At 67.5% G+C, this 26388-nt stretch carries 24 protein-coding genes; 6 read left to right on the forward strand and 18 right to left on the reverse strand.

Features of this window, described 5'->3' with window-relative positions; genetic code table 11:
• The first annotated feature begins 50 nt into the window (after positions 1 to 50).
• Positions 51 to 1517: an NAD(P)/FAD-dependent oxidoreductase gene (locus tag QZ670_RS07445; protein WP_294253568.1), complete on the forward strand. Its 1467-nt coding sequence runs from the start codon at positions 51 to 53 to the stop codon at positions 1515 to 1517.
• Here the strand turns inward: QZ670_RS07445 and QZ670_RS07450 are convergent.
• From QZ670_RS07450 to QZ670_RS07535, 18 genes are all read right to left on the reverse strand, one after another.
• Positions 1514 to 2731, reverse strand: coding sequence for an FAD-dependent oxidoreductase (locus QZ670_RS07450; RefSeq protein ID WP_294253570.1), 1218 nt, complete (start codon positions 2729 to 2731; stop codon positions 1514 to 1516). The two genes, QZ670_RS07445 and QZ670_RS07450, sit on opposite strands and share 4 nt — an antisense overlap.
• A gap of 17 nt (positions 2732 to 2748) precedes the next feature.
• Positions 2749 to 3198, reverse strand: coding sequence for a MaoC family dehydratase (locus tag QZ670_RS07455; protein ID WP_294253572.1), 450 nt, complete (start codon positions 3196 to 3198; stop codon positions 2749 to 2751).
• Complete coding sequence (locus QZ670_RS07460) at positions 3199 to 3663, reverse strand: GNAT family N-acetyltransferase (protein ID WP_294253576.1); 465 nt, start codon at positions 3661 to 3663, stop codon at positions 3199 to 3201. It abuts the gene before it with no gap.
• Positions 3660 to 5534 carry a biotin carboxylase N-terminal domain-containing protein gene (locus tag QZ670_RS07465; protein WP_294253579.1) on the reverse strand — a complete coding sequence of 625 codons (1875 nt, stop codon included), beginning with the start codon at positions 5532 to 5534 and terminating at the stop codon, positions 3660 to 3662. Before QZ670_RS07465 ends, QZ670_RS07460 begins: the two co-directional genes overlap by 4 nt.
• Complete coding sequence (locus QZ670_RS07470) at positions 5531 to 5851, reverse strand: DUF3088 family protein (protein WP_294253581.1); 321 nt, start codon at positions 5849 to 5851, stop codon at positions 5531 to 5533. The genes QZ670_RS07465 and QZ670_RS07470 overlap by 4 nt, the downstream gene beginning before the upstream one ends.
• Positions 5839 to 6366 (reverse strand): nuclear transport factor 2 family protein, encoded by a 528-nt coding sequence (locus QZ670_RS07475; protein WP_294253583.1) that lies wholly within the window; start codon positions 6364 to 6366, stop codon positions 5839 to 5841. Before QZ670_RS07475 ends, QZ670_RS07470 begins: the two co-directional genes overlap by 13 nt.
• Before the next feature lie 47 nt (positions 6367 to 6413).
• Entirely contained in the window at positions 6414 to 8015 is a 1602-nt protein-coding gene (locus QZ670_RS07480; protein WP_294253586.1) for a carboxyl transferase domain-containing protein, read from the reverse strand.
• 6 nt (positions 8016 to 8021) lie between these two features.
• On the reverse strand, positions 8022 to 9176 hold the full coding sequence (locus QZ670_RS07485) for an isovaleryl-CoA dehydrogenase (protein ID WP_294253588.1): 1155 nt from the start codon (positions 9174 to 9176) through the stop codon (positions 8022 to 8024).
• Between the two features lie 142 nt (positions 9177 to 9318).
• A complete protein-coding gene (locus QZ670_RS07490) occupies positions 9319 to 9750 on the reverse strand; it encodes a hypothetical protein (RefSeq protein ID WP_294253590.1) in 432 nt (143 codons plus the stop codon).
• A gap of 133 nt (positions 9751 to 9883) precedes the next feature.
• Entirely contained in the window at positions 9884 to 10237 is a 354-nt protein-coding gene (locus QZ670_RS07495) for a Rieske (2Fe-2S) protein (protein ID WP_294253592.1), read from the reverse strand.
• Positions 10238 to 10448: 211 nt separating this feature from the next.
• A complete protein-coding gene (gene hmgA / locus QZ670_RS07500; RefSeq protein WP_294253594.1) occupies positions 10449 to 11726 on the reverse strand; it encodes a homogentisate 1,2-dioxygenase in 1278 nt (425 codons plus the stop codon).
• A 261-nt stretch (positions 11727 to 11987) separates the two neighbouring features.
• The gene (gene hppD / locus QZ670_RS07505) at positions 11988 to 13028 is read right to left on the reverse strand and encodes a 4-hydroxyphenylpyruvate dioxygenase (RefSeq protein WP_294253595.1); all 1041 of its coding nucleotides are present in this window, start codon (positions 13026 to 13028) and stop codon (positions 11988 to 11990) included.
• A gap of 51 nt (positions 13029 to 13079) precedes the next feature.
• A complete protein-coding gene (locus QZ670_RS07510; RefSeq protein WP_294253596.1) occupies positions 13080 to 14429 on the reverse strand; it encodes an FAD/NAD(P)-binding protein in 1350 nt (449 codons plus the stop codon).
• Positions 14430 to 14454: 25 nt separating this feature from the next.
• Positions 14455 to 14721, reverse strand: a complete 267-nt coding sequence (locus QZ670_RS07515) for a DUF6356 family protein (RefSeq protein ID WP_010545163.1) — start codon at positions 14719 to 14721, stop codon at positions 14455 to 14457.
• 200 nt (positions 14722 to 14921) lie between these two features.
• The gene (locus QZ670_RS07520) at positions 14922 to 15791 is read right to left on the reverse strand and encodes an NAD(P)-dependent oxidoreductase (protein ID WP_294253597.1); all 870 of its coding nucleotides are present in this window, start codon (positions 15789 to 15791) and stop codon (positions 14922 to 14924) included.
• A 58-nt stretch (positions 15792 to 15849) separates the two neighbouring features.
• A complete protein-coding gene (gene mprF / locus QZ670_RS07525; RefSeq protein ID WP_294253599.1) occupies positions 15850 to 18441 on the reverse strand; it encodes a bifunctional lysylphosphatidylglycerol flippase/synthetase MprF in 2592 nt (863 codons plus the stop codon).
• Between the two features lie 80 nt (positions 18442 to 18521).
• Entirely contained in the window at positions 18522 to 19286 is a 765-nt protein-coding gene (locus QZ670_RS07530; RefSeq protein ID WP_294253601.1) for an AcvB/VirJ family lysyl-phosphatidylglycerol hydrolase, read from the reverse strand.
• Positions 19287 to 19467: 181 nt separating this feature from the next.
• Positions 19468 to 20550: a potassium channel protein gene (locus QZ670_RS07535; RefSeq protein ID WP_294253603.1), complete on the reverse strand. Its 1083-nt coding sequence runs from the start codon at positions 20548 to 20550 to the stop codon at positions 19468 to 19470.
• 116 nt (positions 20551 to 20666) lie between these two features.
• Here QZ670_RS07535 and QZ670_RS07540 point away from each other — a divergent pair, with 116 nt between their 5' ends.
• The 5 genes from QZ670_RS07540 to QZ670_RS07560 all read left to right on the forward strand — a co-directional run bounded on the left by QZ670_RS07540 (position 20667) and on the right by QZ670_RS07560 (position 26382).
• On the forward strand, positions 20667 to 21659 hold the full coding sequence (locus QZ670_RS07540; protein ID WP_294253605.1) for a L,D-transpeptidase family protein: 993 nt from the start codon (positions 20667 to 20669) through the stop codon (positions 21657 to 21659).
• Positions 21660 to 21663: 4 nt separating this feature from the next.
• On the forward strand, positions 21664 to 22245 hold the full coding sequence (locus QZ670_RS07545) for a M23 family metallopeptidase (protein WP_294253607.1): 582 nt from the start codon (positions 21664 to 21666) through the stop codon (positions 22243 to 22245).
• A 40-nt stretch (positions 22246 to 22285) separates the two neighbouring features.
• Positions 22286 to 22849 (forward strand): elongation factor P, encoded by a 564-nt coding sequence (gene efp / locus QZ670_RS07550; RefSeq protein ID WP_064312161.1) that lies wholly within the window; start codon positions 22286 to 22288, stop codon positions 22847 to 22849.
• Positions 22850 to 22969: 120 nt separating this feature from the next.
• Positions 22970 to 23785 carry an inositol monophosphatase family protein gene (locus QZ670_RS07555; RefSeq protein ID WP_141985631.1) on the forward strand — a complete coding sequence of 272 codons (816 nt, stop codon included), beginning with the start codon at positions 22970 to 22972 and terminating at the stop codon, positions 23783 to 23785.
• Positions 23786 to 23913: 128 nt separating this feature from the next.
• Positions 23914 to 26382, forward strand: a complete 2469-nt coding sequence (locus QZ670_RS07560) for a PAS domain S-box protein (RefSeq protein WP_294253617.1) — start codon at positions 23914 to 23916, stop codon at positions 26380 to 26382.
• Positions 26383 to 26388: the final 6 nt, after the last annotated feature.

The following is a 26388-nucleotide window of genomic DNA, read 5'->3' on the forward strand; positions in this document are numbered from 1 at the left end:
GCGCGCACCGAATAGTCGTGCAACCATGCCTCCCGGAGAGGCAAAAAAAGATGCGCGAACATTTCGACGTGCTCGTCGTCGGCGCGGGGATTTCGGGGATCGGCGCGGGCTATCACCTGCAGACGCAGAGCCCCGGCCGCACCTATGCGATCCTCGAGGGACGCGAGCGGATGGGGGGCACCTGGGACCTGTTCCGCTACCCCGGCATCCGCTCGGATTCCGACATGTATACGCTGGGCTTCCCGTTCCGCCCGTGGACCGATGCCAAGGCGATCGCCGACGGCGACGCGATCTTGCGCTATCTGGTGGATACCGCCCGCGAATTCGGCATCGACCGGCACATCCGCTATCGCCACAAGGTCGTCGGGGCCGCTTGGTCGAGCGCAGAGGCGCTGTGGACGGTGACCGTCGAGGCAGGCGGGCAGACGCGCCAGTTCAGCTGCAGCTTCCTGCTCCTCTGCTCGGGCTATTATAATTACGCGCAGGGCCATCTGCCGCAGTTTGCGGGCCGTGAGGACTTTCACGGCCGGATCGTCCATCCGCAATTCTGGACGCCCGACATCGACTATGCCGGCAAGCGCGTCGTCGTGATCGGCAGCGGGGCGACCGCAGTGACGCTGGTGCCCGAGCTTGCGCGCGAAGCGGCACACGTCACCATGTTGCAGCGCTCGCCCAGCTATGTCGTCGCACGGCCCTCGCAGGACCGGATCGCCAACTGGCTGCGGCGCGTGCTTCCCCTCAAGGCCGCCTACGGCCTGACGCGGTGGAAGAACGTCCTGCTCGGCCAGTATTTCTACGGTCTCGCCCGCAAGCACCCGGCCAAGGCCAAGGCGCGGCTGGTCGAGATGGTCCGCTGCGAACTCGACCCTGGGTACGACGTCGCCACCCATTTCACGCCGAACTACAACCCCTGGGACCAGCGGCTTTGCCTGGTGCCCGATGCCGACCTGTTCGCGGCGATCCGCAGCGGAAAGGCCGATGTCGTTACCGATCAGGTCGAGCGGTTCACCGGCGAGGGGCTCAAGCTACAGTCAGGACGAGAACTCGCCGCCGACCTGGTGGTCACCGCGACCGGGCTCGAAGTGCAGCTGATGGGCGGCGTGCCGGTGACGGTGGACGGCGAAGCGGTCGATTGGTCGCAGCGGCTCACCTACAAGGGCATGATGTTCTCCGGCGTGCCGAACTTCGCCATCGCCTTCGGCTACACCAATGCCAGCTGGACGCTGAAGGCGGACCTCACGGCGCGTTATGTCACGCGCCTGTTGGCAGCGATGGCGAAACGCGGCATGCGGCAGGTGACCCCGCAGCCCTCCGCGCCGGTGGAGCCGCAGCCCTTCCTCGATTTCACCTCGGGCTATGTCCAGCGCGCGCTGCACCTGTTGCCGCGCCAGGGCCATCGCAAGCCGTGGCGGGTGCACCAGAGCTACACCCGCGACCTGCTGGCGCTGAAATATGGCGGCATCGACGACGACATGGTCTTCTCCAACCCGGAGCCCGCCAGGCGCGAGGCCGCCTAGCCGAGCAGCGCGCGGGCGGCGGCCACGCCGGTCTTGTACGCGCCGTGTACGGTGGAGAATTCGGTGGCCGAGCATGCCTCGCCGGCGAAGCGAATGCGCGGATCGATCGGGGTGCTGAGCACGTGACGGGCCGAGGCGCGGCCGGGCAGGGCATGGCTGTAGCCGCCGCGGATATGCGTCTCGCGGCTCCAGGCCGATCCCGCGAGCAGCCGGAGCCGTTTCCGCCACTGGCCGCCGAGCAGCGCGCACAATTCCTCGATCGCGAAGTCGGCCGCGCCTTGCAGCCCGCGCGCGGCCAGCTCGCGCGCGCCATCGCCGCCGAACATCGCCTCGATGATCGGGTGTCCGAACGGGCGGAGCGTATAGGTGCCGGTGATGACGCTGCGCGGATCGCCGAGCAGGTGGGCGTTGGCCTCCAGCTCGTCGGCGCCCTGCTCGATCGCGAGGAACAGCTTGTCGGCAAGACCCAGCGGCAGCGCCGCAGCGGCGTGGAGCAGGTCGTCATGGCCCGCGACCATGATGTCGCCGCGCGCCAGAATATCAGTGGAGACAGTTACGATCACCTGCGCCGCCTCCAGCGTGCCCCGCGGCGTCTGCAGCCTGAGGCGGATGCTCGAGCCGTCGATCGCGGTGATCGGCGTGGCGAGCGCGGTGCGCAGGCAGCCTGCCTGCGACGTCACCAGCGCGCCATAGCCGGCAGGCACCCGCCAGTCGGTCTCGGTCGCGGCGTCCTCATAGGCGAGATAGTCGGCGATCGAGAGCTTGGCGGTGTCGACGCCGTTGACGAAGCCGCTGATCGCATCGATCCAGGCGCTCCAACCGCTGTCGGGCACCAGCGCCGCGCCCGCGCGGTCGCCGGGCGGCGGATCCTTGCGCAGCCGGGTCTCGAACGCGTCATAGGCCCTGGCGGCGTCGCGCTGCTCGGCCTGCGAGAAGCCGAGTTCTCGCCATTGCTCGCGCCAGCGCGGCAGCGTCCGGTCGAGTTCGAAGCCGTGCAGCGCGGCGATCTCCACCCAGGGGTTGTGCTCGGCCGAATGGAGCCAGCCGGCGCCCAGGTCGAGCGTCATGCCGTCGACATGCTCGGTGCGCGCCCGCCCGCCGAGTCGCGTGTCTGCCTCGACCAGCAGTACGTCCTTGCCGGCATCGGCCAGGGTGCGGGCGGCCCCGATGCCGGCGGCGCCGCCGCCGACCACGATCACGTCGAACTGTTGCATCCCCTGCGGAACGCGCGTCAGGCCGAACGGCTGCGCAGCAAGGCCGATCGCAAACATTCGCAGACCAGCTCGTCGCGCTGATTGTGCATCTGGTGCCGCCAAGTGACGATGCCCTGGCCGGGGCGCGACTTGCTCGGGCGCAGATCGACCACCTCGGAGCTGGCGCGCAGCGTATCGCCGAGAAACACCGGCTTGGGCATGACCAGCTTGTCATAGCCGAGATTGGCGACCAGCGAGCCTGCAGTGGTGTCGGCAACGGTGACGCCGATCATCAGGCTGAAGGTGTAGGTGCCATTGACCAGGATCTGGCCGAACTCGGAGGCGCGCGCCGCCTCGGCATCGAGGTGCAGCGGCTGGGTGTTGTGGGTGAGCGCGGTGAACAGGAGATTGTCGGTCTCGGTCACCGTGCGGCGCAGGGCGTGCTCGATGCGGTCGCCCAGCTGCCATTCGTCGAAGAAGCGTGCCATTCAGCCTTGATCCTGTTCCAGTTTCAGCTTGAAGCCGAAATGGCTCTTGGTCCAGCCGAGCTTCTCGTAGAAACGATGCGCATCGGTGCGGTCGCGCATCGAGGTGAGCTGCACCAGTTTGCACCCGCGGGCGCGGCATTCTGCTACGGCCCAGTCTATCATTTGCGCGCCAAGTCCTTGACCGCGGACGGAAGACGCGATGCGCACCGCCTCGATCTGGCCGCGCCAGGCGCCGCGAAAGGCGATGCCGGGGAGGAAGCTCAACTGCATCGTGCCGATCACCTCGCCGTCGCGTTCGGCGACGACCAAGCGCTGGTTGGGATCGCGATCGATATCGGCGAACGCCATCTCGTAGCGCGGGTCGAGCGGCAGCGAGGCATCCTCGCGCCCGCGGCTGAGGTCGTCGTCGTCGAGCATCGCGACGATGGCGGGAAGGTCGGCGAGGGTGGCGTCGCGGAAGATCATGCCGCCTTCTCCACGCGGACGAGCAAGCTGCCTTCGGTGACCTGCCCGCCCGCGGTGACGGGGAGCTCGGCGACGGTGCCGTCGAACGGCGCGGTGAGCGCATGCTCCATCTTCATCGCCTCCAGCGTGACGAGCCGCTGGCCCTTGGTAACCTGTGCCCCGGTAGCGACGTCGACCGCGGTGATGCGGCCGGGCATGGGGGCGAGCAGGGCGCCGTCGGCGGCAGTGCCCAATCCTTTAGACCGGAACGCCCAAGGCTCCACCGTATAGGCGTATCCCTGATCAAACTTCACAACCCCTGTCTCCAGCGGGATGGCGCGCGCGGCGTTGTTCGCATAGGGGAAAAAGTCTTGTGGAAGCTTTGCTTCGACAGGTGCGTCGTCGATCAGCAGCCGTACGCCTAGATCGGGTTGCGCGTTCAAGCGAAAGCCGGAGTTGGCAAGTGTTCTCGCTTCCTCAGGCGGATAAAGAAGGCATAGCGCAGCGTCGAGCGCATCCTCGCTGAGGTCGGGCTTGGCAACCAGCGCGTCCTGCTCTCGCGCGATGAACCCCGTGTCGATTTTGCCGGCCAGAAATGCTGGTGCGTCGAGCAGCTTCGCCAAAAATCCGGCGTTGGTCCGGATCGGCCAAACGTCACAGGTCGCACACATGCCTTGCAGATCGGAGATAGCCTCCGCACGGGTGGGCGCGGCGGCAATGAGCTTCGCGATCATTGGATCATAGAAGGGCGAGATTGCATCCCCTTCGACGATTCCGCTTTCGATGCGGTATCCACCAACCCTGAAGTGGTCGAGCCGCCCCACGCTCGGCAAAAACCCCTTGGCCGGATCCTCCGCATAAAGCCGCGCTTCCATCGCCCAGCCTTGGATCGACAACTCCTCCTGCCGCTTCGGTAGCGGCTCGCCGCTCGCGACGCGGAGCTGCCATTCCACCAGGTCCTGACCGGTGATCTCCTCGGTCACCGGATGCTCGACCTGGAGCCTTGTGTTCATTTCCATGAACCAGATGCGGTCGGCACGGAGGCCTTCGCTGGCGTCGGCGATGAACTCGATGGTGCCTGCGCCGACATAGTCGACCGCCTTGGCAGCCCGCACCGCCGCTGCGCAGATCGCCGCGCGGGTTTCGGCATCCATGCCGTGGGCGGGGGCTTCCTCGATCACCTTCTGGTGGCGGCGCTGGAGCGAGCAGTCGCGCTCGAACAGGTGGACGACATTGCCGTGCGTGTCGCCGAACACCTGCACCTCGATGTGCCGAGGCGAGAGGATGTATTTCTCCAGCAGCACCCGGTCGTCGCCGAAGGACGAGGCCGCCTCGCGCTTGCAGCTGGCGAGCGCGTCGGCGAAGTCGGCCGCGCTTTCCACCCGCCGCATGCCCTTGCCGCCGCCGCCGGCGACGGCCTTGATCAGCACCGGATAGCCGATCGCATCGGCCTCGGCCTGGAGGCGTTCGGGCGACTGGTCTTCGCCGAGATAGCCGGGGGTGACTGGCACGCCCGCCGCGATCATCCGCGTCTTGGCGGCGTCCTTGAGGCCCATCGCGCGGATGCTGTCCGGCTTGGGCCCGACCCAGACCAGCCCGGCGGCGATCACCGCCTCGGCAAATTCGGCATTTTCGGAAAGGAAGCCATAGCCCGGGTGGATCGCTTCGGCGCGGGTGGCCTTGGCCGCGGCGATGATCTTGGCGGCCACCAGATAGCTTTCCCGCGCGGGGGAGGGGCCGATATGCACCGCTTCATCGGCCTGGCGGACGTGGAGTGCGTTCGCGTCGGCGTCCGAATAGACCGCGATCGTGCGCAAACCCAGCGCGCGGGCGGTGCGGATGATGCGGCAGGCGATTTCGCCGCGATTGGCGATGAGCAGGGACTGGATCACGGGTGGCGCTCCGGAAAGCCGTGGCGGGTGTGGAGCGCGGCGAGCACGCCCTCGATGTCGTTCGCGAAGCCGCCCTCGGCAAAGGCGAGCGCGGGAAGGTTCTGGTTGTCCTCGCCCAGCCGCCCCACCACCGCGGCGCGCGGACGGGGCCAGGGAACGCGGACCACGTCGATGGCTGCGGCGCGCGCCGGGAAGGCGGCGAGCAGGCCCTCCACCGTGATGCAGTCCTTGCAGTAGAAGCGGCGCGTGCCGCCATAGGCGGGATCGGCCCAGTCGGTATCGAGGACGAACAGCGTGTCGCGGGTCATTCGGTGCATCCCGTGGTGCGCGAAGTCCAGGCGAGGCTGGCGATCTTCCAGGCGCCGTTCTCACGGACCAGACTGAAATGATTAGTGCCGCAGTGATGCACCTTGCCGTTAAGCCGGAAGACGTACGGCGCCCACACCATGGCCATGTCGCCGTCGATTTCTACTGCAGGGCCGGAAACGCGCTCGTCGAACGTCTCCGGGCCGGGCTGGAAGCGGGCGAGCAACTCGGCGTTGGTCAGGGTGTGGACGGTCGCGGGACCACCGCCGGCTTCGGTAACGATCGTTGCGCCTGCGCTCGAGAGGAGGACGCCGCCGATCGCCGCAGCGTCGCGCGTGTTGATCCCGCCCAGCAGCCTGTCGACCGTCGCGAGCACCGCGCGTTCGTCGCCGCCGTTGGGCGGGGCGAGCGGGTTGGCGGGCGGCAGCTTGGTCGGCGAGGCAACGCTGCGGGTAGGATTAGCAGCGGGCAGCGGTAGGCCCGTCGTTTGTGTGGCGAGGGTAAAGGCGATAAAAGACAACAGCATGGATCAGCCTCTGCAATCTGGTTCTGAGGGCGCGTACGAGCGCTTCCTCACATCCGGAACACGCCGAACTGCGGCCGCTCCGGGATCGGCGCGTTCAGCGTTGCCGCCAGCGCGAGGCCGAGCACGTCGCGGGTCTGGGCCGGATCGATGATGCCGTCGTCCCATAGGCGCGCGGTGGCGTGCCAGGGATTGCCCTCGTCCTCGTACTTCTGGCGGATGGGCGCCTTGAACGCCTCGGCTTCCTCCGCAGACCAGTTGCCTGCATCCCGGTGGACCGTCGCGAGCACGCTCGCCGCCTGCTCGCCGCCCATCACGCTGATCCGGCTGTTGGGCCAGCTGAACAGGAAGCGCGGCGAATAGGCCCGGCCGCACATGCCGTAATTGCCCGCGCCGAAGCTGCCGCCGATCAGGATGGTGAGCTTCGGCACCGTCGCCGTCGCGACTGCGGTGACCAGCTTTGCGCCATGTTTCGCAATGCCTTCCGCCTCATACTTGCCGCCGACCATGAAGCCGGAAATGTTCTGGAGGAAGAGCAGGGGAATGCGGCGCTGGCAGGCGAGTTCGATGAAATGCGCGCCCTTCTGCGCGCTTTCGGAGAACAGCACGCCGTTATTGGCGAGGATCGCGACCGGCATGCCCCAGATATGCGCGAAGCCGCAGACCAGCGAGCTGCCGTAGAGCGCCTTGAACTCGTGGAACTCCGAGCCGTCGACCAGCCGCGCGATCACCTCATGCACGTCGTACGGCGCGCGCACGTCGGTGGGGAGGATGCCGTACAGCTCCTCGGGCGCATATTTGGGCGGGCGCGGGTCCTTCAGGGCCACGTCCGGCACGCGGTCAGCGGGCAAATGGCTGACGATGTCGCGGACGATGGTCAGCGCATGTTCGTCATTCTCGGCCAGGTGATCGACCACGCCGGAGCGGCGGGCATGGAGATCGCCGCCGCCGAGATCCTCGGCGCTGATCTCCTCGCCGGTCGCCGCCTTTACCAGCGGCGGGCCGGCGAGGAAGATCGTGCCCTGGTTGCGGACGATCACGCTCTCGTCGGACATGGCGGGGACATAGGCGCCGCCGGCGGTGCAGCTGCCCATCACGCACGCGATCTGCGGGATGCTCTGCGCGCTCATGTTGGCCTGGTTGAAGAAGATCCGCCCGAAATGCTCCTTGTCGGGGAACACCTCGGCCTGGTGCGGCAGGTTGGCGCCGCCGCTGTCGACCAGGTAGATGCAGGGCAGGCGGTTGGCTTCGGCGATCTCCTGCGCGCGGAGATGCTTCTTCACCGTCATCGGATAATAGGTGCCGCCCTTCACGGTGGCGTCGTTGCAGACGATCATCACCATGCGGCCGGAGACGCGGCCGATGCCGGCGATCACCCCTGCGCCGGGGATCTCGCCGTCATAGAGGTCGCAGGCGGCGAGCTGGCCGATCTCGAGGAACGGGCTGCCAGGATCGAGCAGCCGCTCGACCCGCTCGCGGGGGAGCAGCTTGCCGCGCGCGACATGCTTGGCGCGGGCGGACTCGCTGCCGCCGAGCGCCGCCTGTGCGACATCGGCCCGGAGCTTCTCGGCCAGCGCACGGTGATGCGCGGCCTGGGTGCGGAACTGGTCGCTGTCGGGATTGACCTGTGTGGGGAGAACCGGAGCAGACATCGGTGCTTACGCCGCCCCCAGCAATTCGCGGCCGATCAGCATGCGGCGGATCTCGTTTGTCCCCGCACCGATGTCGAGCAGCTTGGCGTCGCGCAGGAAGCGTTCGACCGGCCAGTCCTTGGTGTAGCCGGCGCCGCCCAGCGCCTGCACCGCCTCGCCGGCGACGCGGAAGGCATTCTCGCTGGCGAGCAGGATCGCGCCCGCGGCGTCGAAGCGCGTCGTCTTGCCCGCATCGCAGCTGCGCGCCACGGCGTAGACGTACGCCCGTGCGGAATTGAGGGCGACATACATGTCGGCGATCTTGGCCTGCATCAGCTGGAAGCTGCCGATCGCCTGGCCGAACTGCTTGCGCTCGCGCAGGTACGGCAGGACCACGTCGATACAGGCCTGCATGATGCCGAGCTGGATGCCGGCGAGCACCGCGCGCTCATAGTCGAGCCCGCTCATCAGCACGCCCACGCCGCCGTTGAGCGGACCCATGACGTTCTCTTCCGGCACCTCGCAGTCGCTGAACACGAGTTCGGCGGTAGGCGAGCCGCGCATGCCCATCTTGTCGATTTTCTGGCCGATCGCGAAGCCCGGCATGCCCTTTTCGATCAGGAACGTCGTGATGCCGCGCGATCCTTCGCCGGTCTTGGCGTACACCACCAGCGTGTCCGCATAGGCCGCGTTGGTGATCCAGAACTTGGTGCCGTTGAGCACATAGCCGCCCTGGACCTTCTCGGCCTTGAGCTTCATCGAGACGACGTCGGAGCCCGCACCCGCCTCGGACATCGCCAGGCTGCCGACATGCTCGCCCGAGATCAGCTTGGGGAGATATTTGGCCTTCTGCTCGGCATTGCCCCAGCGGGCGATCTGGTTGACGCAGAGGTTGGAATGCGCGCCGTAGCTGAGCCCGATCGAGGCCGAGGCGCGGGCGACTTCCTCGCAGGCGATGACATGTTCGAGATAGCCGAGGCCGAGCCCGCCATCGGCCTCCGGCACGGTGATGCCGTGCAGGCCGAGTTCGCCCATCGCCGCCCAGAGCTCGTCGCGTGGGAACCAGTCCTCGGCATCGATCCGCGCGGCGAGCGGGGCGATCTTGTCTCGGGCGAAGCGCGCGGTGGTCTCGCGGATCATGTCGGCGGAATCGCCGAGGGCGAAATCAAGTGAGGCGTCCAAGGCTTCTCTCTCTCCAATGCGCGTCAGCAGTGCTGACCTTTTTTGGCTATTTCCCGCATTTTGCCGCCACCGGCAAGAGGGAGGAGAGCAGGTACGAAAAAACCCCGGAGCGACCCTTATTCTCCGGGGTGCTGGTGGGGCTTCAGGCGAGCGCGCCCGCGAGATCGACTTCATCCTCCTGGCGCAGGACGTGGCTGGTCGGCCAGATGCCGATCGAGCCGGGGACGCCGCTCACGTCGATCCAGCTCCATTCCTTGCTGCCGCCGTAGAAGGTAACGGTGCGCCCGGCAACGTCGATTTCGAGCTTGTTGCCCTGGGTCCGGTACGGTGCCTGCTGGGTGTTTCCAAGCAGATTGATCGTGCAGGTCCCCGACGGGCTGAGATCCGGCATCGTGATGGCGATGTCGCCCTGGATCTTGTTCCCGAGAACAGATGCATCGATCTTCAGATCGGCATTCAGCTGATTGAGCGTGTTCATGAAGCCGGTTCCGATCTTGGGAAACCGGTTCAAATATACGTCGAAGCTTTCTCCCTGCTTGAGGGCGGAGTTAACGAACTTGGTAAGGTCTGCCATGGTTCCATCCTTCTCCTGCGGCAGTGCAGCATGGCTGCAGATGCCAAAAATAAAGTACGGGAGCCACCTGAGTCGGTCAACACATGAATACATATGAAGTGATTACATTGGTGAATGTGCCTTCGAAGCGTCTTCATGAAGTAACGATATTTACGTTTTCTATTGATACTGGCCATGGCAGCAAGGTGCTGCCGGCGCAGGGGCCGCCGACGCACACTCCGTCGTCTATCCTGTAGAGCGCGCCGTGCCAGCTGCACTGGATATGGCCAGCGTCGGGCGTGAGATAGGCATCTAGTTCTTGGCTGAGCGGTACCGGCATGTGCGCACATCGGTCGACATAGCCATAGACCCGATGCCCTCGGCGAACGACGAAGCCGTGGAAGCGACCGGCGCGCATCTCCAGCACGAAGGCGCGCGCGGTGCCGTCGGGGATCAGGTCGAGCGGGCCGAGCGTCACGCCGGCGGGAGTGGTGGTGAGGCGCTCCATTAGATCCTCCCCGGAACGGGGAGCGTGGCTGCCCGCGAACTCCGACGTTCGTCATCCCCGCGAAGGCGGGGATCCATTGGCGCTGCATTGTCGCTTCCTTCCCCCTGCGCCCAGGGCAATGGATTCCCGCCTTCGCGGGAATGACGATGTCTTGTGAAGGCGTCCCCCTTCCTTCGGTAGCAATGCAGCTGCCATGCGGCACCGACACGCTTCACGGCAGCTGTGCCTTGGGGAAGCCTTCCCATACTGCGTCATAGTCGGGCTGGGCGTGAGCGAGCGCGTGTGCGGTCGGGCGATAGGGCCAGCAGGTCTCGACCATGAACGCCAGGGTGCCGTCGATCTTGTGCGGCTTCAGGTCCGCGGTGGTCGCGCCGCGCCAGCTGGCGACGTCGGGACCATGGCCTGCCATGAGGTTGTGGAGCGACAGGCCGCCTGGCGCGAAGCCTTCCGCCTTGGCGTCGTACGCGCCGTGGATCAGCCCCATGGCCTCGCTCATCACGTTGCGGTGGAACCAGGGTGGGCGGAACGTGTCCTCCGCCACCATCCAGCGCGGCGGGAAGATCACGAAATCGGCGTTGGCCCGTCCGGCGACGGTGCTGGGCGAGGTGAGGACGGTGAAGATCGAGGGATCGGGATGATCAAAGCTGACCGTGTTCATCGTATTGAACCGGGCGAGATCGTAGCGATAGGGCGCGAGGTTGCCGTGCCACGCCACCACGTCGAGCGGGCTGTGCGGCAGCGAGGTTATCCACAGATTTGCCAACGACTTCTGCACAAGCTGGAACGGCGTGTCGCGATCCTCGAACCAGGCGGCGGGCGTCTCGAAGTCGCGCGGATTGGCGAGGCCGTTGGCGCCGATCGGCCCTAGATCGGGCAGGCGGAAAGGCGCGCCGAAATTCTCGGCAACATAGCCGGTGGCGGCGCCGTCGGGCAGCAGCACGCGGAAGCGGACTCCGCGCGGGATCACCGCGATATGGCCGGGGGCGATGTCGATCCTGCCGAGTTCGGTCAGTAGCGTGAGCGCGCCGGCTTGCGGGATGAAGAGCAGCTCGCCGTCGGCGTCTACGAAGGCGCGCGTCTCCATGTCGCGATTGGCGGCGTAGCGGTGAACGACCACGCCTTCCAGATCGGCGGGATCGCGGGTGGCGAGCATCGTCTCCATGCCGTCGATCCAGTCGACCGGCGCGGCGGCTGCGGGGATCGGATCCCAGCGCAGGCGGTTGGGGGCGAGCGGCTTCAGCGGGGTGTGCGGCGAGAAGCGCGGCGCGCCGTCATAGGCGCGGTAGGGCGGGTGCTCGGCGCTGGGGCGCAGCCGATAGAGCCACGAGCGGCGGTTCTCCGCGCGCGGCGCGGTAAAGGCGGTGCCGGAGAGCTGCTCGGCATAGAGGCCATAAGGCGGCCGCTGGGGGCTGTTGCGGCCGATCGGCAGTGCGCCGGGGACAGCCTCGGTCGAGACATGGTTGCCGAAGCCGGGGAAATAGTGGGTCATCCTGCTCCTCCTCCTCGGAAGGCTACCGCCTCTCGGGGGCTCATTGGCCCAATTTCGTCATTCCCGCGAAAGCGGGAATCTATTTTCCAAGACGCTCGAGGCAGGAACCGCAGCTTCAGCGCCAATGGATCCCCGCTTTCGCGGGGATGACGGTGGGTTTTGGGCTGCGGTTGGTCCGGTCCCAACGGGCAAGGAATGGGGCCGGGGTATGCCATGCTGTTCCTGCGGCGGCACCCCCGGCTCTCTCCCTCTCCGAACTCGTCAGGCGTCGACCTTGATCACGCCGCGGCGGATCTGGTCGAGCTCGATGCTCTCGAACAGCGCCTGGAAATTGCCGTTCCCGAAGCCTTCGTTACCCTTGCGCTGGATGATCTCGAAGAAGATCGGCCCGAACATTGTCTCGGTGAAGATCTGGAGCAGGATGCCCTCGTTATTCTCCACCGAGCCGTCGATCAGGATGCGGTTCTTGCGCAGCCGCTCGACGTCCTCGCCGTGGCCGGGGACGCGCTTGTCGATCAGCTCGTAATAGGTTTCGATCGTGTCCTGCAGCCGCACGCCGCGGGCGCGCAGGCGCTCGACCGTGTCGTAGATGTCGTCGGTGGTGAGCGCGAGGTGCTGGATGCCTTCGCCGTTATATTCGCGGAGGAATTCCTCGATCTGGCTGTTGTCGTCCTGGCTCTCGTTGAGCGGGATGCGGATCGCCTTGTCGGGCGCGATCATCGCCTGGCTGAACAGGCCGGTCGCCTTGCCCTTGATGTCGAAATACTTCTGCTCCTCGAAGCCGAAGAGCGTGCGGTAGAATTCGCTCCACACCCGCATCTGGCCGCGGCGGACATTGTGGGTGAGGTGGTCGAGCAGGTCGAGCCCGACGCTGTTCTCCGCCTCCGCCTCGCCCCAGCCCGGGAACTCGGCCCAGTCGGCATAAAGGTCGCTGCCGTCCTGGATGAAATAGAGGTAGGAGCCGCCGATGCCCTGGATGACGGTGTCGTCCTCATCCGTAGGCTTGCCGCCATGGGCGAGCGCCCAGTCCATCGCCTTTTTGGGGTCCGCAACGCGGAATGCCATCGCGCTGGCCGAGGGGCCATGCTCGCCGCGAAAGGAGGCCACGCGACCGGCATCGTCGCGGTTGAGCATCAGGTTGATGCGGCCCTGCTTGTAGCGGGTGATGTTCTTGCGCGGGTGGCGATGGGTGGGGACGAAGCCCAACTGCTCGAACTGGCGCGCCATCGCGTCCGGATCGGGCGAGGTGAACTCGACGAACTCGAAGCCGTTGAGGCCGAGCGGATTGGCGGTATCGGTCATGGCCGACCTGATACCCCAACTCCCGATTTAGTGTCAAATGTTACCAGTTCGTCACAGACCCTCGCCGCCGACCCAGTGGGCGTTGGAGAGGCGGCGGGCGACTGCCCAGGTCTGGGTGCGGATGTCGGGCACCGCGACGATTTCCCAGAAGGCGCCGCGGGTCATGGGTCCCAACGCGTAGAGAGTCGCGTTGGCGGTGCCGTCGGCGGCGATGGTCTGGCCCTGGTTGTCGACGTCGATACCGATATGCGCGGGATCGGGGCGGATCACGCCGCGGGCGGCAAGGCGCTGGAGCAGCGGCTCGCGGCTGCGGGCAAGGTCGCCGAGCGGGCCGGTGCAGTTGACGATGCGCTGGGCGAGGATCGTCTCGGGCGCGTCCTGCCCGCGCGGGCGGAGGGTGACGGCGATCCCGTCCGGGCCTTCGACGAACCCCAAGGTCTTGGCGGCGCACACTTCCAGCTGGCCGCGGTCGATCAGCGCCTGCAGCCGGCCATGGACCTCGGGGGCGAGGCGATGGCGGTGGACGTCCCACCAGGGGCGCAAATGGCGGAGGAAGCGGGCGCGCTCGTCCTCGCTGGCATTGGCCCACATCGGCTGGGTGAAGGGGCGAAGCTCGTCGACCGCGTTGCGCCAGCCGACCTGTTCGGCGCGGTTGCGCACGGTACGGACCAGCGAAGACGCCTGGGTGCGCGGGCGCTCGCGGATCTTGTCCCAGTCCTGTCCCGGGCCATGGGGGCGGGGGAGCAGGCCGCGGCGCGACACCGCGACGATCTTGCCGCCGAACCCGCGCGCCTCGAGCAGCAGTGCCACGTCGACCATGGTGAGGCCGGTGCCGATCACCAGCACGGTATCGCGGTCCGAAAGGCCATCGGGCACGCTCGGGTCCCAGGGATCGCCCTTGTAGCGTTCGGCGGAGAGCGTCGCGGGATCCAGCCCCGGCGGGTCGTGCGGGGGCAGGTTGCCGACCGCGAGCACCGCGGCATCGGCGCGCAGCGTGCCCTCGGCCAGCTGGAGCGTCGCGCCTTCGGCATCGAAGGTCACGTCCGCCACTTCGCCGCGGACGAGGCGCAGGCGGTCCGGATAGCGGGCGAGCGCCTCGTCCAGCATCTCGCGCAGATATTCGCCATAGACGCGGCGCGGCACGAAGCTGGTCGCGGCATGCTCCACCCCGCGTGCCTCCAGCCAGCGGACGAGATGCGCGGGATCGTCGGGAAAGGCGCTCATGTTCGCGGCGCGCACGTTGAGCAAATGCGAGGGATGGGCGGCGCCATAGGCGAGGCCGGTGCCCGCCACCGGCGCGCGCTCGATCAGCGTCGCGCGTGGGCCTTCGTGGCGGATCAGGTTGATCGCCTGGAGCGTGCCCGAAAAGCCCGCGCCGATGATGGCGACGTGTTCGATCATGGTTGCGGCTCCCCCGATGCCGGCGTCAGATTTCGTAGTCTAGTTGCCACTCGGGCTGGCGGAAGGCGGGCTGCTGCTCGGCAAAGGCGGGCTGGCGCGCCTTCATCTGGGCATAGAGCCGCTTCACCGAGTCGCTCGCGGTGCGGACGAACAGGAAGGGCAGCACCGCATGGACGATGCAGGCGGCGCCGCCGACCATCATCGTCACGCCGAACCGGGCCGCGGTGGCGGCATGCTCGCCATAGCTTTCGCCGACGCTGCGCGGATGGGCGAGGAAAAGCCGAGTGATCATATGGGAAATGTACGCGGGATCGGAGCAGGGGGGAAGGGCGTCCGTCCTAGATCCGGCTCTTCCTGCGGAAGGAAGGCTGCGCCCCTTGTGTTCCCCTCCCGCTTGCGGGAGGGGTTAGGGGAGGGGCTGAAGCTTCAAAGCGCTTCTTCCACGTCGTTCCCACCCCCAACCCCTCCCGCAGGCGGGAGGGGAGCGCGCGTTCACAGCTTGGCGATGGTCTCGGCCAGCGCGGTCACGTCGACGTCGCTGCCTTCGGTCTTCACGGTCTCGGTGAGGTGCGCGCGGACCAGGTCGAGCAGCGGCATCTTGGCGCCGACGGCTGCGGCGGCCTCACCGGCGAGGCGTATGTCCTTGAGGCCCAGCGGCGCGGCGAAGCCGGCCGGGCGGTGGCGGCGCTCGGCGATCGGCGGGCCATAGACCTTGTGGATCGCGCCGTCGAAGATCGTGCCCGAGAATACCTCGAGCATCTTCTCGCGCGCCACGCCGCCCTTCTCGCCGAGCGACATCGCCTCGCCGTACGCCTCGACGGTCGCCATGATCATGAAGTTGCCGGCGAGCTTCACCAGGTTCGCCGCCGAGGGTTTGTCGCCCATCGGGAAGGTGACGCGGCCGAGCGCATCGAGGATCGGCGCGGCGGCTTCTATCGCCTCGGGCGCGCCGGCGGCGACGATGGCGAGCTTGCCCTGCGCGGCGACCGGCGGGCGGCCGAACACCGGCGCCGAGACGAAGTGATGGCCTGCCTCGGCATGGCGCTCGGCCAGCTTGTCGGCGGTGGCGACGGCGATGGTGCTGTGCGAGAGATGCAGCGCGCCCGGCGCCATGCCCGCGAGCACGCCGTCCTCGCCGTCGAGGATCGCCTCCAGCGCGGCATCGTCCGCCACCATGGTCAGCACGGCCTGCGCGCCGTCGGCGGCTTCGCGGGGCGTGCGGGCAAGGCGGGCGCCGCGTTCGGTAAGCGTCGCGGCCTTGTCGGGCGAGCGGTTCCAGACGGTGAGCGTGTGCCCGGCATCGAGCAGCGCGCCCGCCATGCCGATCCCCATCTGTCCGAGCCCGAGAAATGCGAGGTCCATGCGTGTCTCCCTGGATTGCGGTGCAGCATGTGGGGTGCGGGGCGCGGAACCCAAGGGGTTATCCGCCGATCAGCACCGCCGCATCGATGAGCGCCCGCGGGACCGATACGCCCGGCGTGGTGCCGATATAGCGGGGCACCCAGCTGGGCCCGAACTTCTGCTTGAACGATCGCAGCCCCGAAAAGCCGTAGATCCGCTCGCCATGGCCATAGACCGCCGCGCCGAGCCGCGACCAGATCGGCGCGAGCGGCCCGGGTTTGAGGCCGGAGAGCGGCGCCATGCCGAGGTTGAAGCGCTGGAAGCCCTGCGCGGCGCCATATTGCAGCAGCCGCACGAACAGCAGGTCCATCGCGCCATAGGGCGTGTCCGGCAGGTGGCGCATCAGGTCGACCGAGATCTCCTCGCGATTGGGCGTCTCCCACAGATTGGCGAACGCGACGATCTCGCCCGCCAGCCGCAGCACGGCGCAATCGAAATGCGCGAGATAGGCTGCATCGAAGCGACCGAGGCTGAAGCGTTTCTCCGCGCCGGGCTTGTCCGCCAGCCAGGCATCGGAGACGCGCTGGAGGTCGGGGAGCAGGGCGGGCACCTGCGCGGCAGGGATCACTTCGAACACCAGCCCCTCGCCGGTCGCGCGCTTCACCGAATAGCGCAACGACTTGAACTGGCCGCCCTTGAGATCATAGCCGTGGCGGAGGTCCACGACGGCTTCTTCGCCATATTTGAGCGGCTGAAGGCCGAGTTCGACGACCAGCGGCAGCATCGCCGCGCTCACCTGGAACAGGCAGAGCCGGCCCCGCGCGGCGTCGCAGCGGCGGCGGATTTCCCAGATCAGCTCGGACCAGGCTTCCTCCGGGCCGACGGGGTCACCCATCACGATCCAGGTGCGGCCCTGCACCCGGTACATCAGAAAGGCGTCGCCCGAGGTGGAGACGAGGAAGTCCTTGTCGCCGGTATAGGCCAGCATCGCGTCCGCCCGGCTGGTGACGGCGATCGCGCGCGCGGCCACCTCCGGATCGAGCGCCTGGTGCTCGCGCACCCGGGGTGCGGCGGACATCAGCCGCCAGAACGCCCAGCCGACCAGCAGCATCGTCGCGCCCAGCGTCGCGCGGAGGAAGCGGGGGGCGTTGCCGCGCCACGCGAAGTCCCACCAGAGATCGTCGCTGTACGGCACGCGCTTGTAGGCGAAGAAGCCCGCCCAGGCGCTGAGCAGCAGCGCGATCAGCGCCGCCGCCCACCACCAGCGCGCGACCGGCGCCGAGCCGATCCCGGCGCTGCGGTAGAAGCCGGGGCGGGCATATTGGAGCAGCCCGGCGACGATCAGCAGCACCGTCGCTTCCTCGACGTCGATGCCCTTGGCGATCGAGAAGACGGCCCCCGCCACCAGCAGCAGCCGCGCGGCGTGGAAGCCGCTCTTGAGCCGCGCCTGCACGGCAGGCGCGATCAGCAGCAGCGCGGTGCCGACCAGGCTCGCGGCGAAGTGCGAGCCCTCGACGAAGGGCAGCGGCAGGATGCCGTGCAAGGGGTGCATCCGGCCATGCGCGGGCGGCAGCGCACCCGAGACGAGCAGCACCAGCCCGCCGCCGAACACCAGCAGCGCCAGGAGCGGCGGTACGAGCACCTGTCCGATCCGGTGGGCGACACCCAGGCCGGTGGCGATCGGATGCCGCAGCCGCCGCCCCTCGATGCCGACCAGCAGTCCGCCGGCCACCAGCAGCGGGAGCAGATAATAGACCAGCCGGTAGAGCAGCAGTGCCGCGAACAGGTCGCTGCGGCCGATCGGCACCAGTGCGAGCATCACCGCCTCGAACACGCCGATTCCGCCGGGCACATGGGTGACCAGCGCGATGACGATGGCGAGCGCATAGGCGAGGTAGAAGCTGCCGATCAGCGCGGGATCGGCATGGGGGATCAGCACGAACAGCGCGCCCGAGGCGCAGGCGAGGTCGATCGCGGCGATGCCGATCTGGCCCGCCATCAGCGGCACGGGCGGCAGCGGCAGGGTCGCACTGCCGAGACGCAACTCCGCCAGCCCGCGGGCGCGGGCCACGAACAGCACGGCGAAGGCGAGCAGCACCGCCAGCCCGGCGCCATGGAGCAGCGCCAGCGGCAGCGTCTGGCCGAACAGCGCCAGCGGCTGCGGGGCGGCGAGCAGCGCGATGGCGGTCACCGCGAACACTCCGCTCCAGAAGGTGGCGCCGGCGATCAGCGTGATGCGGGCGACATCGGCGAAGTCGAGCCCCGCCGCGCCGTACGCCCGCAGCCGCGCGGTGCCGCCGGTGAGCAGCGATAGGCCGAGATTATGGCTGATCGTATAGCTGGTGAACGAGGCCAGCGCCGCCGTCCGCCACGGCAGCCGCTCCCCGATGGCCCGCACCGCGAACCAGTCGTAGAGGGTGAGCGCGAGATAGGAGGCGGTGGTCAGCCCCAGCGCCGCCGCCAGCCGCGCCGGCTCGATCTGGTGCAGCGCGTGTCGCACGTCGCGCAGGCGCACCTCGGCGAGGATGGTACGCACCGCCTCGAAGCCCAAAGCCGCCAGCGCCAGCGTCACCAGGATCAGCAGTGGCCGGCGATGGCGCGCGAACCAGGCCAGCAGACCGTTTGCGGTCAACGGCTCTTCCTCCGGCGCCTCGGTTTCGGCGATCTGCATCCAACTCCCCCAACGGCGCCTTTCCCTTGCGCCCGCCCGCCTTTATCCGCGGGGTCGGTCGCGGGCAATCGAGCGGGCGCTCATGGCGCAGGCGCGTCCAAATGCGTGCCGAGCACGGGCGCGAGCGCAGCAAACACGGTGCGGACCAGCAGGTCGTGGTCCATCCGCAGGAAATGGCCGCCCGGCAGGGTGATGCGGCGCACGTTCGGGGCGAGCAGGGTGGGGCAGAGGCTGTCGGTCTCGTCCTCCCCGCGGATGCAGGTGACCGGCAGCCAGTCGAGCGCGCGCGCCGAGGCGGCATCGGCATCGGGGGCGCCGATATAGGCGAAGCCGAGCGGGTCGGCGCGGAAATAGGCGTCGGTGCCAGGCACGACGAGCACCAGCGCGGCGACCTGGGCACGGAGCGCCGGCGGGAGCGACGCCAGGGCCACCCGCGCCATGTCCGCGCCGAAGGACTGGCCGATGACGATCACCCTGGTCGCGCCCGAGCGGCGTTGCGCCTCGCGAATCGCGTTGATCAGCAGCGCCTGCACCTCGGCATGGGTCTGGCGTCGGGCGAAGGCGGTCGAGCTCGCCACCGCATAGACCGGCACCCCGGCCCCGGCGAGCGCCTCGACCACATAGGAACCCATGCCGTAGCGAAGCCCCATGTCGCCGGAGAGGAACACCGCGGCGACCGGGGCGGCGCCGGGCCGTTCGGGCATGCCGTAGAGGTGGACGGGATCGCGATCGAGGAAGCCCGCGCTCCAATAGACCCCGAAGGCGATTGCGGCGAGCAGCGCGACAAGGGCGGCCGCCCAGCGCTTCCAGGCGAGACGGCGGATGCGGGGGGAGGGTGTCGCCATCGTTGCGCCTTATGGGGTGGGAGATGAAGGGGGGCTGAAGGGGTACACGTTCTTAGCCCCTCCTCCTTGGAAGAGGGGTTGGGGTGGAGGGATTCCAGAACATGCGTCGGTCTCGGTGAGACACAGCCCCACCCCACCCCCCTGAAGGGGAGGGGCTTATGTGCCGACGCGAACAGCCCCCTCAAAACTTGTTTCGCCCGGCACGGATCTCCGCCCGCGACGTGAACAGCGCCCGCGCGCCTGCGGCGACGTCGCGCATCACCACCACTGCCTTGTCGCCGGCCTCCAGCCGCTCGTCGCGGGCGGGGCGGGGGATCGAGCGGCCGTCCGGGCGGTCGATCTGGACGATGAAGACGCTGCCCTCCGCCCGCCGCTCGGCTTCCTCGACGCTCAGGCCCGCTATGGTCGAGCCTTTCGCGACCTCGACCATCTCCACCTCCAGCCCCAGCGCGCCGAGCTCGCGTCGCAGCCGCGCCAGTTGCTCGTCGCTCTGGACATGCTCGCGGTGCGGATAGAGGATCATCCGCGCCATCGCCTCGGCGCCGATATGGGTGGGGAAGACGACGCGGTCGGCGCCGGCATGGATCAGCTTGCGCTCGGTGGTCGGCGCCTCGCCGCGGGCGATGATCTCCAGCCCGCCATTGAGATTGCGGGCGCTGAGCGTGATGAACACGTTCGCCGCATCGTCGGGAAGCACCGTCGCGAGCGCTCGGGCGCGCTGGATGCCTGCGGCGATCAGCACCTCCTCCTCGGTGGCGTCGCCGGAGAGGGTGCACAGCCCCGCCGCCTCGGCCTCGGCGCGGCGTTCGGGGCCGCGCTCGATCACCACCACCGGCACCGCGGCGCGGGACAGGTCGCGGGCGAGCATCACCCCGATCCGGCCATAGCCGCAGATCACGACATGGTCGGCGAGCTTGTCGATGCGGCTCTGCATGCGGGTTGCTCCGAAAATACTCTGCAATTGCAGCATTGTGAAGAACTGGACAAGCGCGCTGGTGAGCAGGATCATGCCGGTGCAGCCGAGCACCATCGTGCCCATGGTCAGCGCGTGGAGATAGGGGGTGTCGATCGGGCGGATCTCGCCGTATCCGACGGTGTAGATGGTCAGCACGACCATGTAGCTCGCATCGGCGAAGCTCCACCCCGCCGCCATGTAGCCGATTGTCGCCAGCACGGCGACCGCGAGCACGAATAGCAGGATCGAAACCAGGTTGCGCACCGGCGAGCCGAGCACTTGTTCCGCTTCTGAAAGAATCCCCCGCATCGCGTTGAGTAGGGCATGGGAGGCGCCGCTTGTCCATCGGGGTTTGCCCGCAGCGGCAACCGGGAGGCGCATGCGAACGTTTAGCCCGGATCAGGTACAGGATCGGGAGAGGCTGCATGCGGAAATGGGTGTTCGGAATTGCCGCGTTGTTCGCCGCGCCCGCCATGGCGCAGGCCCCGAGCCCCAAGCCGCCGGTTGACCGCAACATCCTCCACGCGCAGGTGATCCTGGAGCATCTCGGCTTCGGGCCGGGCATCCTCGACGGGCGCGCCGGCCAGTCGCTCACCGCCGCGGTGCGCGGGCTGCAGGAAGCGCGCGGGCTGAAGGTTACCGGCGTGATCGACCCGGCGACGCTGGCGGTGCTCCACCAGTATCGCGCGCTGCGGCCGGTGCGGACGCTCGCGGTCGGCGCGACGACGATGCAGGGGCCGTTCGTCGATCCGATTCCCAAGGACCTGACCGAGCAGGGCAAGCTGAAGACGCTCGGCTATCGCAATCCACTCGAGAAGTTGGCGGAGATGTTTCACACCACGTCTGAAGTCATCACCGCACTCAACCCCGGCTTGACGACGATCAAGACCGGCACGATGCTGCGGCTGCCCAATGCGCTGCCCGGCTCGCGGGACTATCCCACCGACTGGAAGCCCGACTGGCGCCAGACGCTGAGCATGCTCAACGTCGACCCGCGCCAGCCCCAGGCCGACCATATCGTCGTCGACAAGTCCGAGGGCGTGCTCAAGGTGTATGGCACGGGCAACCGGCTGGTCGCGCAGTTCAGCGCCACGATGGGCAGCGAGCATGACCCGCTGCCGATCGGTCGCTGGAAAATCAATGGGGTGGATACTAACCCTAAGTTTCATTATAACCCGAAGCTGTTCTGGGACGCCAAGAAGGGCGACGATCCCGCGATGCTGCCGCCGGGGCCCAACGGCCCGGTCGGCGTGGTTTGGATCGACCTGTCCAAGGACCATTACGGCATCCACGGCACCCCCGAGCCGCAGACGATCGGCCGCACCGAAAGCCATGGCTGCATCCGCCTGACCAACTGGGATGCCGCCCGCGTCGCGCTGATGGTGAAGCCGGGCACCCCGGCGTTCTTCCAGGAGTAACGCCGTGCGGCGCTTCGGCCTGATCGCGGGGCTGGTGCTGGTGGCGCTGCTCGCGCTGCTGGTGTCGCGGGTGCGCTTCCTGCCGGCGGGGCAGGCGCCGCGCGTCCAGGCAGCGGCTCCGATGCCCGCAGCCTCGCCGGCAGCGTCGTCTGGGCTCATAATCCCGGTGCAGGGCGTGCCGGCCTCGGCGCTCAGCGACAATTGGGGCGAACCCCGCGGCGACGGCGACCGCGTGCACCACGCGATCGACATCCTCGCGCGCAAGGGCACCCCGGTGCTCGCCGCCGCATCGGGCAGGGTCGAGAAGCAGTTCGAGAGCGATCTGGGCGGCCACACGCTCTATGTCCGCACGCCCGATGGCGGGACGGTGCACTATTATGCCCATCTCGACACGATCGGCGTGGCGGAAGGCGCCGCCGTGCGTCAGGGCCAGCCGATCGCCACCGTCGGCACCAGCGGCAGCGCCTTGGGCGGCCCGCCGCACCTCCATTTCGAGGTCAAGCGCATGGCCCCCGGCGAGGGCTGGTGGCAGGGCACCAACGTCGACCCCTATCCCCTGCTTGCGGGAAAGCCCGGGCGGAGCTAAAGGGCCCCGCTCAGCTCTTTCTCACATACAGGCACGATCCATGAAGATCAGCGGCGTGGACATCCGTCCCGGCAACATCATCGAATATGAGGGCGGCATCTGGCGCGCCGTCAAGATCCAGCACACCCAGCCCGGCAAGGGCGGTGCCTATATGCAGGTCGAACTCAAGAACCTGCGCGACGGCCGCAAGAACAACGTCCGCTTCCGCTCGGCCGAGACCGTGGAGCGCGTGCGCCTCGACACCAAGGATTTCCAGTTCCTGTATCCGGAAGGCGACATGCTCGTGTTCATGGATAAGGAAACCTACGATCAGACGACGCTGCCGCGCGACCTGCTCGGCGAGGCCGCGGCCTTCCTGCAGGACGGCATGGACGTGGTGATGGAACTCTATGACGACGAGGCGATCAGCGTCCAGCTGCCCGACACGATCGAAGCCACGATCGTCGAGGCCGACGCGGTGGTGAAGGGCCAGACGGCCTCCTCCTCGTACAAGCCCGCCGTGCTCGACAACGGCGTGCGCGTGATGGTGCCGCCGCATATCGGCAGCGGCACGCGGATCGTCGTCGACGTGTACGAGCAGACCTACGTCCGCCGCGCGGACTGATCTGCCGGCTTCGGCCGAACATGCGAAGGGAAGGGGACGGCAGGCCTGCGTCCCCTTTTCCCGTTTCGGGTCAGGCCTTCCTTAAGTCCCCCGCAGTGAGCGGCAGGGAGAGAGATTGATATGGCAGCCTTTTCCGGCCTTCTCACCGTCATGGACCGTGCCGCACGCAAGGCGGCTCCCCGCTTGCGTCGCGACTTCAACGAGGTCACGCACCTGCAGGTCAGCCGCAAGGGCCCGGCCGATTTCGTGAGCATGGCGGACAAGCGCGCTGAACAGACGCTGATCGAGGAACTGCGCAAGGCGCGGCCCGATTGGCGGATCCTGGCCGAAGAGGGCGGCGAGCTGCCGGGCGATCCGGACAAGCCGCGCTTCATCGTCGACCCGCTCGACGGCACCACCAACTTCCTCCACGGCATCCCGCATTTCTCGATCGCGATCGCGGTCGAGGATCCGAACGGCAGTCAGGGCAAGCCCGAGATCACCCACGGCCTGATCTACCAGCCGCTGACCGACGAGAGCTTCTGGGCCGAGAAGGGCCGCGGCGCCTGGCTGCAGGACCAGCGGCTGCGCGTCTCTGCACGGCGGGACCTTTCCGAGGCGCTGATCGCGACGGGCATCCCGTTCATGGGCCATGGCAATTTCGCCGAATGGAGTCGCATCTTCGGCGCGGTCGCACCGGAAGTTGCGGGCATCCGGCGGCTGGGCTCGGCCGCGCTTGACCTCGCCTGGGTCGCCGCGGGCCGCTTCGATGGCTATTGGGAATCGGACCTGAAGCCCTGGGACGTCGCAGCGGGCATGCTGCTCGTCAAGGAAGCGGGCGGCTTCGTCACCGACTATCGCGGCCAGGACATGGCGATGCAGCGCAACCAGTTCCTCGCCGCCAATGACGGGCTCCACTCGAAGCTCCACAAGCTGGTCGCCAACGCGCTGCGCTGACGCTTTCCGTACGACTACGGAGCCGGGAAATTAACTCTATTTCCCGGCGGCTTCCGAAGGTTTGCGGCCTATAAGTTCCCTTAAAACGTCTCCGGCTATCCAGTCGGGCGAATTGGGACAAACGGCGCATGAACATGGAAGCGGGCGGCCTCGGCAAGGGGCGTCGGGGAGAGGCATCGGACGAGGCGTTCTGCCATGACGTGGGCTCGGTGCTCGACCGCCTCTATGCGGTGGCCGAGTTCAGTCCGGACGGCATCCTGACCCGCGCTAACCAGCATTTCCTCGACGCAATGGGGTGCGTGCTTTCGACCGTCGTCGGCGAGCACCACCGCTTCTTCTGCGATGAGGAATATGCCGCCAGCCCGGCCTATGCGGCCTTCTGGGAACGTCTGCGTGCCGGCGAGACGATCGAGGAGACCGCCCGCCGCAATGGCTGCGAGGGCAAGGATGCCTGGATCGCCGGCCATTATGCCCCGGTCAAAGACGACAAGGGGGCGGTGAAGAGCATCGTGCTGATCGCGCGCGACGTGCGCGGTGCGCAGATCGAGGCGGCGCTGAACCGCAGCGTGCTCAATGCTTTCAGCCGCGCCACGGCGATGATCGAATTCGATCTCTCGGGCCGCGTACTCAGCGCCAACGAGAATTTCTGTGACCTGCTCGGCTACAAGGCCGAGGAAGTGGTCGACCAACATCACCGTATCTTCTGCACTGCCGACTATGCCCGCTCGCCCGCCTATCGCCAGTTCTGGGAACGGCTGGGTCGCGGCGAATTCGATGGCGGTCTGTACAAGCGCGTCGCCAAGGACGGTAGCGATCGCTGGATCCAAGCGACCTATAATCCGATTCTCGACCATCAGGGCCTGCCGGTGAAGATCGTCAAGTTCGCGATGGACGTGACCAAGCAGCAGATCGATACCGCCGAGGCTGCGGGCAAGCTCGCCGCGATCGACCGCTCAACCGCGGTGATCGAGTTCGACACCAACGGCTATGTCGTCGCCGCGAACGAAATGTTCCTGCAGACGATGGGCTATGAGCGCAGCGAGCTGATCGGCAAGCATCACCGCACCTGCTGCGACCCGGACTATGTGAAGGGCGAGGAGTACAACAATTTCTGGCGTGCGCTGGCGGCGGGCGAGTTCCAGGCCGGGATCTTCCCGCGGATCGGGAAGGACGGCCGCCGCGTCTGGATCCGCGCCACCTACAATCCGATCGTCGATGCCGACGGCAAGCTGATCAAGGTGGTGAAATATGCCTTTGACATTACCGAGCAGAAGCAGCGCGCCGCCGATGCCGAGGGCAAGGTCGCCGCGATCAGCCGCGCGCAGGCGGTGATCGAGTTCACCCCCGAGGGCGTTGTGCTGGAGGCGAACGAGAATTTCCTGAGTGCCACCGGCTATCGTCGCGAGGACGTGGTGGGCAAGCACCACAAGATGTTCTGCGACGCCGAGCTGGTGAATTCGCCGGAATATGCGCGCTTCTGGACCGATCTGGCGCACGGCGAATACACAGCCGGGGATTTCCGCCGCCGCAACAAGGCGGGCGAGGAGATCTGGCTCAACGCGACCTACAACCCGATCTTCGACGGTCTCGGCAACGTCGTGAAGGTCGTTAAGTTCGCCCACGACATTACGGAGCGCAAAAAGGCCGCGATCGAGGGCAAGAGCCGGGCCCAAGCGGTCGACCGCAGCCTGGCCACCATCGAGTTCAGCCTCGACGGCGAAATCCTGACCGCCAACGAGAACTTCCTCTCGACCATGGGCTACACCCTGCGCGAGATCCAGGGCCGGCATCATTCGATGTTCGTCGATCCGGCGCATCTCAAGTCGAAGGAATATGGCGACTTCTGGCGCGCGCTCGGCCGCGGCGAGGGGCAGTCGGGCCGCTTCCACCGCATCGGCAAATACGACCGCGACGTGTTCATCCAGGCGAGCTACTCGCCGGTGTTCGACCTGCAGGGCAATCCGTCGCGGGTGATCAAATATGCCTATGACGTCACCGACCAGGTTATGCTGGAGCGCAAGATCGCCGCGAAGACCGAGCAGATGCAGGGCGTCGTCGGTGATCTCTCAGAAGCGATCAAGACGATCAGCGAAGGCGCCTGTAGCGCGACGGGGCTCGCCAGCGAGACCCAGGCGGCAGCGGATCGCGGGACCACCGCGATCGAGGGCACGATCGAATCGATGGAGCTGATGTCTGCGTCGTCGAAGAAGATCGCCAGCATCGTCGACGTGATCGGCGATCTCGCCGGCCAAACCAACCTGCTCGCCTTCAACGCCGCGATCGAGGCGGCACGTGCCGGCGAGCACGGGGTCGGCTTCTCGATCGTCGCCGAGGAAGTGCGCAAGCTCGCCGAGCGCAGCGCCTCGGCGGCCGAGGAGATCAACCGGCTGATCGGCGAGTCGAGCGAGCGCGTGGCGCAGGGCACCGAGCGGTCCCGCTCGGCGCGCGACGCCTTCGAGGCGATCGCCGGCTGCGTCGACAAGACCACCGGCGCGATCTCGGGCATCGCCCAGTCGGTTGGTGCCCAGCGCGAGACGTCACGCCAGGTGGTGGCGATGATCGACGAACTCGCGACCTCCACCCACAGCACGATCTGAGCAGGA

The sequence above is a fragment of the uncultured Sphingomonas sp. genome, assembly GCF_913774285.1.
Lineage (GTDB): Bacteria > Pseudomonadota > Alphaproteobacteria > Sphingomonadales > Sphingomonadaceae > Sphingomonas.